Origin of the sequence: Facilibium subflavum, assembly GCF_003574485.1 — a bacterium.
In the GTDB taxonomy this organism is placed as follows: Bacteria; Pseudomonadota; Gammaproteobacteria; order Francisellales; family Francisellaceae; genus Facilibium; species Facilibium subflavum.
The window spans coordinates 22,123-29,574 of record NZ_QLIT01000011.1 but is presented as its reverse complement, the minus strand read 5'-3'; the positions used below and the strand labels follow the sequence as shown (position 1 = coordinate 29,574).

Sequence of the window (7,452 nt, the reverse complement as noted above, 5' to 3'; positions counted from 1 at the left end):
AAACTGAGATAAAACCAAAGCGGATAAGCCATCGATACTTTTGCGCATATCCACCGGAAAATTGGCCAGGTAAATCTCATGTGCCGGCGTTAACATCACAAGGTACCCTTAATGTGATCCCAAATGGCAAATCAATTTCAATCATGCCTTTTTGTTTTGCCGTATTTGCATCGATATGAAAAGGAATAAAACCAGAAGGGGCATGAGGTGGGCTTGTGTCATCCTTTGTTACCTTAATGCGCGGTTTAAGCGCACCTTCTGCAATGAATTTGGTACGCCATTTGGAAAATGATGCTTTGGATACTTCCTGTTCCTGGCAGAATTTATCCTGTGTTAGCCCTGAGACTTCCCAATCCCTAATAATTGATAGCCACTTGATTTGCGTTTCTGTCATCGTCTGTGCTCCATATTTGTGAATAAACAACAACAGTATGATTAAGAACAAACGCCTTTACTAGATGGGGTTTATGGAGCGGTTACGAAGAGTAAAAGCGCTTTATGACAGGGTGAATCAATTAGAAGCGCAGCAGCAGGGTAGCCTTTTTAATGGTATCAATATAGGGGATGATTATCAAAGCTGTATTTTTCTAAATATTGGGAAAACGGATAACTCAACAAATGAATTTTTGCGCGACTTGCAAAATGAAGCGGATGATGATGGAGCGACACTGTGAATTTCAATACCCCCCCCTATCTAGCTGTAGATTGCCCATTGCCTGTTTTTTCCGCATAGATCATATCTGCAATCAAAGAAGTAATTAATGCCATTTTTTCTTTTTGCCCAAGCGCTTGCGTGCATAAATCCGTATGTGTACTTAGACTATCTACAACAGCGCTTTCTACCGATTGCGGCAAACTTCCCTCCAGCGCACGCTGTTTGTCATTTGCATAAATTTGCGCCATGGTTTTTTCATCTTTTTTCACTTTATCTTTAACACTCGTGACAAAGTTAATGGCATCTTCATTGTTGAATTCACCTGAAAATGATGCATTGAATTGATCAATAATTTCGCTCAACACTTCAGTTTTCTGATCTCGTACTTTAGCTTGCCCTGGATTAATGGCATCTATTTTACCACCTTTTAAGTCAATGCTTTGGGTTGCCTGTTTTGTTAGCTTGTAGTTCGTAAGTACCGCATCGCCAATATCAACCTCAGGGGCTAACTCAGTGGTATGCAAGTTTGGCAACAAACCTCGTGCATAGCTTGAGAATGTTTCTAATTCTACATCATTATAATCATGCACCTGAGACAAGAAGTCGTACATTTTGATAAAACTGGATAACGATTTTTTAAACACATCTAAGTAATTTTTGGCTTTTGATGCTTCTTTTAGCTGTGAGGTTGTATTTTTAATAGCAATATCATCACTAGAATCCTTTGCGCGGTTAAGCTCAAGCTGTGCGTGTTTTATTGCCTCAATAGCCTGTCTATAGCGACCTTTAAATCTATCTGCTGCGGGTTTAATGGCTGCACTCATTAGATTTTGAAGATTTTTGTTCTGATAGAATGCTATAGAGTAAGCCTCTATTTCAGGCAAAGTAAATATGCCATATTCATCAAGCTTTTCATAAAGCTCATAAACCAAATTTTCATCCGTTACATCGGTGATTTCAGCTGTCTTATAGTATGGCTCAAACGCCTCTTTGATATCCTCTGCTTTATTGACAAAATCCAAAATAAAAACATGATCTTTGCCCGTGTAGGTACGATTTAAGCGTGATAATGTTTGTACCGCATCTACACCACTTAGCTTCTTATCAACATACATAGCACAAAGCTTTGGTTGATCAAAGCCTGTTTGAAATTTATTGGCAACAAGCATCACTTGATAATCGTCGGTATCAAAGGCATCACGCATATCACGCCCCTTTAACGTAGGATTCATATTCAGCTCAGTATATTCCCTTTCATCCCCTTGATAATCATCATTAACTTTACCAGAGAAGGCGACCATTGCGGCAACGTTATCAAAAAGTGGGTTGCCTTTATTTCTTTCTAAAAACCGATCAAACTCAATTTTGTACCTCACCGCTGCCTTGCGTGAGGAAGTCACTACCATCGCTTTGGCTTGATAGTTCAACAATGGCTTAATTGAACTGGCAAAGTGAGTGAGAATAATATCAATTTTCTGTGCAATAGCATAAGGATGCAACGTGGCATAGCGCTTGAGTTTGATTTTTGCCTGCTTGGTGTCGACTTCGCGCTGGCCATCTTTGGAGATGATTTTTAATGCCGTTTCATAGGTCGTATAATTTTTTAAGACATCGAGAATAAAGCCTTCTTCAATGGCTTGTTGCATCGTGTACACATGAAAGGGCAGTGGTGGGTTATCCTTGCCTGTTGGTTCATTTGGGTTTGCAGGTCGCCCAAACAGCTCCATTGTTTTGTGTTTTGGTGTGGCAGTGAATGCAAAAAAACTGATATTGGTTAATTTGCCCTTGCTCTCAAGGGTTGCATTTAACACATCCTCAGCACTCATCTCGTCATCAAGCATTTCAGCATTTAACACTTCCTTCATTTTTTGTGCTGTTTTGCCTGATTGGGACGAATGTGCTTCATCGGCGATAATCGCAAAGTTTTTATCCTTTAAGGAGGTTGTTTTTTGTATTTCCTCCAACACAAAAGGAAAAGTTTGAATCGTCACTGGGATAATGGCCGCACCATCTTTCAACGCCGCGGCAAGTTGGTTGGATTTACTTTGAAAATCAGAATTTCTCTCAATAGGCACCACCAAGCCGTCAACTTGCTCAAACTGTTTAATCGTTTGTTGCAGCTGACTATCCAAAACCGTGCGATCGGTAATCACAATCACCGTATCAAAGTAACGCTTACCTTCATTGCTATGCAAGGATGATAACTGATGTGACAGCCATGCAATAGAGTTAGATTTGCCACTGCCGGCACTATGCTGGATTAAATATTTCTGCCCAATCTTTTCAACATGCACTGCTTGAAGTAATTTCCTGACCACATCAAGCTGATGATAGCGTGGAAAAATTAAGGTTTCTTTCTTGTATTTAACCCCTTCAGCCGTTGTTTTTTCTTCAATTTGGAGATGCATAAATTTAGCCAAGATGTTGAGTAAGCTTTCTTTACTTAACACCTCTTGCCATAAATATTCAGTGGCAAAACCCGCTGGTTTATGCGGATTACCTTTGCCACCATTATGCCCTTTGTTAAAAGGCAAGAAAAAGGTATTTTTGCCTTCAAGCTTAGTTGTCATATATACTTCATCGGTGCTTACTGCAAAGTGCACTAGCGCGCCACGCTTGAAAGTAAGCAGTGGCTCATCTTTGCGTGTCAGTTTATCTTTTGGCAAGCGATCTGATTTATATTGTGCAATGGCATCGTCAACCGTTTGGGTAAAATCGGTTTTCAACTCGATGGTTGCCACGGGAATACCATTGATAAATAACACTAAATCAATGCTGTTCTTATTGTTTTCAGAATAAAATACTTGTCTGACCACGCGACAAATATTGGCATGATAATTACGCTCTAAGGTTTCATTATGTAGCTGCGGTTTAAACTGACAGAGTTTCAACCTTGCTGGATGCGCCTTTATTTCATGTCGCAAATAATGCAAAGCGCCTTTATCATGAATCTTTTTAGCAACAAGTTTAGCAATTTCATCATCTGCTTTATCTTTAAAGCGGTTTTGATATTTCTCATAGGCTTTAGGTTGTGTCGTTTTAATATACTCAAGTAAATCCTCTGTATATAATGCCCGCGATTTATCATAAGCACTTGAAAGCCCTTCAACCCAACCGCACTCGGGTGCGCACATATCTAAAACAACTTGTTCTTCCATTTTTTTCTCGTGATGCTTTGTCATTTTTTGCTTCTCTCATTATCATTAAGTGATCTACCTTGAATGTCTTTCCAGTCATTCCAACCATTTGATGAAGAGCCTAAACACACAGCCGATGCTGCTGATGGTGAATTAAACAAATAATTCTTACAAAAGCCACCATCTTTGATGACTCCATCAGTAATAAGTTGATTTCTTAATTTTAGATAGTTGTTCTGCTCAAAGTTTTTTGTGATGTCGCCTGCGATGACAGAATTTTTTAAGACTACAAACCCTTCAGTATTATAATACCCTTTAGCATCTGCGCCACGCCTTGTGCAATGGTAGGTCATTTTAGATTCCTGATTGTCAGCATTTTTTGTTATCAGTGGTTTAAACACTGGAAGCCCAAGTGTTGTCGCTAAAATCTCAATGACATCAAAAAAAACATTACATTCAGCTTTCAAATGAACTGGGAGATGTGAACTTAGCCCACTGGTATTATTATCTAATTGATAGCGAGAAGCTAAGGTTGCATGCTCAATTGCTAAGGATTCTAGATACTCAACATGTGTGGTGGTAAAACTATTAGCCATAGAAAGAAAAACAAATGCTTTACTCCAAAAAGACTTCTTTTCATGATGCTGCTTTAAACGCTTAAATATTCCAGTTGTTTTACCGATATAGATCGTTAGCGATCCTGTTTTCTCATCTTCACCCACAAGACAATAAAGTGCAACTTGAGGCAGCTCACTCATCGTCAAAAATTCTTTTAATAAAGGCCTTGGAACCTCTATTGCCTCAATGATAGAGGTAGTAATTTTAGCAACTTTAATACCTGATGGGTCGCCTGTAGGTAAAAATATTTGTATGGTCTGTGGGTGTGTCTTTTTGCCTATCATGTTATGCATACTCCCTTACATCCACTTTGCCTGTGACCGCAGCGGTGATTAAGGCAGTACGTTTTTCTTTTAGTAGATCAGTTGCTTTAATTATATTGCGTTCTAAATTGGTCTTAACTATTAGTAAATCATAAATCTCTTCTTGAACTAATTGAGATGGAACTCTAATTTTTTCATTTAATAACAAATTGATATTAAGAGGACGATTTCGACCAGCAGCTCCACGTGAAGACTCATTAAGCAAAAAATCACCATACTCAGTCATTAATAATGCATACAAGTATTCAGTCATTATTTTTTTTCCTTTTATAATTGGATACCTATGAGAAACAATACAATTATTTTCAGACTGGTTAGCCATTGCTACAGCTCCTTCCCAGGAGAATTGACCACTTAATATTAAATCACCACATTTAACGTAAAAGAAATCTGATTCTCCCAAGTCTTTACCCAGTGTTTTAGGTTTATGAAATAAACCTCTACCTCTGTTATAAAGACCTAGCGCCTCATATTCTGTATTATTTTTAACATCAACAGGTCTTTCTATGAGCCTAACAAGATGGCTTAATTTTTCATAAGCACCGTTGCCAGCAATTTGTTCATTTAATGCGAGTGCTATTATTTTTTTTTTGGAAAGCACAATCAGCTTTTGATAATTCTCAATAAGCTGATCTATTTTGGCGGTTTGTTTATCTAGATAGTTACTGATTGTGATTTGTTCATCTGGCGATGGGGTGGGGATTCTAAATCCATAAAATTCTTCAGATGGTAATCTCCATCTGCCTAATTGAGAACTACCCTGACCATATTTATAGAATATTTTATTAATGTAAAAAGTTTGAAAAACATATAAGTAAAAATTTGTATTAAATATCTGATTCTTGATTGAAAAGACTCTGTAGTCTGGACTAACAACTCCATTATATTTAGAGATATCTATATAGCCAGTTAGCAAATCCATATGATTCATTCCAAACTCACCTTTGAAGATAAGTTGATATTTAGAGTAGTCCATAGATAGTTGTCCTTCACCACTATCTATGTCCTTAACTACTATGCCTTTTTGTGTAATAGATAGAACGTCATAATCCAAGGAACCTGAAATTCGCTTTTCGATCTGAAAGTGCGACTTAATTCTATCAAGAACCCAATGTTCAGGCACATCCCCCAACCACTCAACACCACTATCTTTATACCTTGGATAAGGCTTTAGTTTACCAGTCACTAATTGCCTCCTTGCGGAAAGAGAATCACATTATCCATATTATATGCATTGCCACCATCATTAACGCAATCGCCATCCAGATAAGACTGCCAAAGCTTAATTGGCTTTGTATAGCCTTTTTTGGTATGTGGATTGGTAATTAAGGCACTTTGCCAGTAATCCATTGTCTTATCACAAACCATTTGGCTGACTTCATCATGGCGGGAGCATTCAAATTCTAGGATTTGTTTAAATTGATTAAGATGTGTGGTTACACTGCGATTATCCGTTTTGCAAAATTCCAGCTTATTTAACTGTGGCTCAAAATAATCACGAATCTGGCAACCATAGTCTTCAAACCCTGGAATTTCAAGTGCATTAATCGCCCATTCAATCATTGCTGGTAACGAATCAAAGAGATATTTTGCACCACCTATTTCAAATAATGGGATGGCTAATGTAACGCGCGTGTTAATATGCATAAACACCGCAACATCTTTGCGCCTAATTTTCAGTAAGTCAACTGCCCAATCATCATAAAAAGGTAAAGGCTGCTGTTTTGGTTGTGGCAAATCCGTTATTTTAAGCCTGCTTGCCATTTTAGCGGTTAATCTAAATTGTGCCATTTATTTTACCCTCCAATAATTGTCTTGACGCCATTTTTGTGGAAAACCTAAGTGAGTCATGTCAATCTTATACTCATCACATAATGTAACTAATCGCGCCACCCAGCTGGAATCTTGATTCATCTGTGAGATAAAGTACCAAATAATCACCACATGAAAGAATAAACTATTATGTGGACTGATTTTATGGTTATTACCAATATCAATTAGTTCCGGAAAAGCACTCAACCACCTAGCTGGTGTTGTTTTAGGTAAAACTGCCTTGGAGCCAAAGCTCCTGTTCCAGACACGACTGTGATGCGCGCATAAATTGCGCAAATCAGACAAGGTTCGCATCCATGAAGTTAGGACAGGTTCTTTTAAACCATAGCTATATGCAATGCTTTTTTTGACTAAGTTATTTTTTATATGTTGATACATGAGTACCAACTCTTTGAAGCTTAATAAATGAATAGCCATCCACACGGGAGGCAATTGTGGCATATTGTATTTTTCCTTATAATGCGCAATGAATACTTCCTTGCTTTTTTGCATTTCGTCCTCAATTTTCTTAATCAACCAGTCATGTTTGTAACGCGTATCAAAATGAATAGGCTCAAGATATGCATGAGCACTTAGTTTATTGGCAAAACTATTGCTCACTTGACTTCTAAAGGAGACCTCTATTCTTTCGATAGCCTCTAGCAACAGCAGTCGTAATTTGTGATCAAATATATATACATTTAAAATATCATCAAATCGGGTATTTTTCTTAAAATGATGCGTAGCCTTATTTTCATAATGAGGGATCATATACGCCGATAAACGATAATATCCAATATGTTCTAAATAACGATTAGCTCGTTCAATGCCATTGACAATAAGTCCGCGATCAAGGAGTAGCTGAAGTTGTTGCTCAAGTGATAACGCGGGTTTACTAAACTCCATG

Annotated in this window: 7 protein-coding genes; 1 reads left to right on the top strand and 6 read right to left on the bottom strand. The window is 37.9% G+C overall.

The window, feature by feature from the left end; genetic code table 11:
• Positions 1-76 precede the first annotated feature (76 nt).
• Complete coding sequence (gene tnpA, locus DNK84_RS01495; protein ID WP_119342808.1) at positions 77-394, bottom strand: IS66 family insertion sequence element accessory protein TnpA; 318 nt, start codon at positions 392-394, stop codon at positions 77-79.
• A gap of 73 nt (positions 395-467) precedes the next feature.
• On the opposite strand from tnpA, the gene DNK84_RS01490 reads away from it, so the two are divergent.
• Positions 468-674, top strand: a complete 207-nt coding sequence (locus DNK84_RS01490) for a hypothetical protein (RefSeq protein ID WP_119342807.1) — start codon at positions 468-470, stop codon at positions 672-674.
• A 16-nt stretch (positions 675-690) separates the two neighbouring features.
• On the opposite strand, the gene DNK84_RS01485 is transcribed toward DNK84_RS01490, so the two are convergent.
• Genes DNK84_RS01485 through DNK84_RS01465 form a run of 5 tightly spaced genes read right to left on the bottom strand, consistent with a single transcriptional unit; the run spans position 691 to position 7,451 of the window.
• Positions 691-3,837, bottom strand: coding sequence for a type I restriction endonuclease subunit R (locus DNK84_RS01485; RefSeq protein WP_119342806.1), 3,147 nt, complete (start codon positions 3,835-3,837; stop codon positions 691-693).
• Complete coding sequence (locus DNK84_RS01480; RefSeq protein ID WP_208123229.1) at positions 3,834-4,694, bottom strand: GIY-YIG nuclease family protein; 861 nt, start codon at positions 4,692-4,694, stop codon at positions 3,834-3,836. Before DNK84_RS01480 ends, DNK84_RS01485 begins: the two co-directional genes overlap by 4 nt.
• A gap of 1 nt (position 4,695) precedes the next feature.
• Positions 4,696-5,919: a restriction endonuclease subunit S gene (locus DNK84_RS01475; RefSeq protein ID WP_119342804.1), complete on the bottom strand. Its 1,224-nt coding sequence runs from the start codon at positions 5,917-5,919 to the stop codon at positions 4,696-4,698.
• Complete coding sequence (locus DNK84_RS01470) at positions 5,919-6,524, bottom strand: DUF6933 domain-containing protein (RefSeq protein WP_119342803.1); 606 nt, start codon at positions 6,522-6,524, stop codon at positions 5,919-5,921. The genes DNK84_RS01475 and DNK84_RS01470 overlap by 1 nt, the downstream gene beginning before the upstream one ends.
• Positions 6,525-7,451 (bottom strand): Abi family protein, encoded by a 927-nt coding sequence (locus tag DNK84_RS01465; protein ID WP_119342802.1) that lies wholly within the window; start codon positions 7,449-7,451, stop codon positions 6,525-6,527.
• Between the last annotated feature and the right edge of the window lies 1 nt (position 7,452).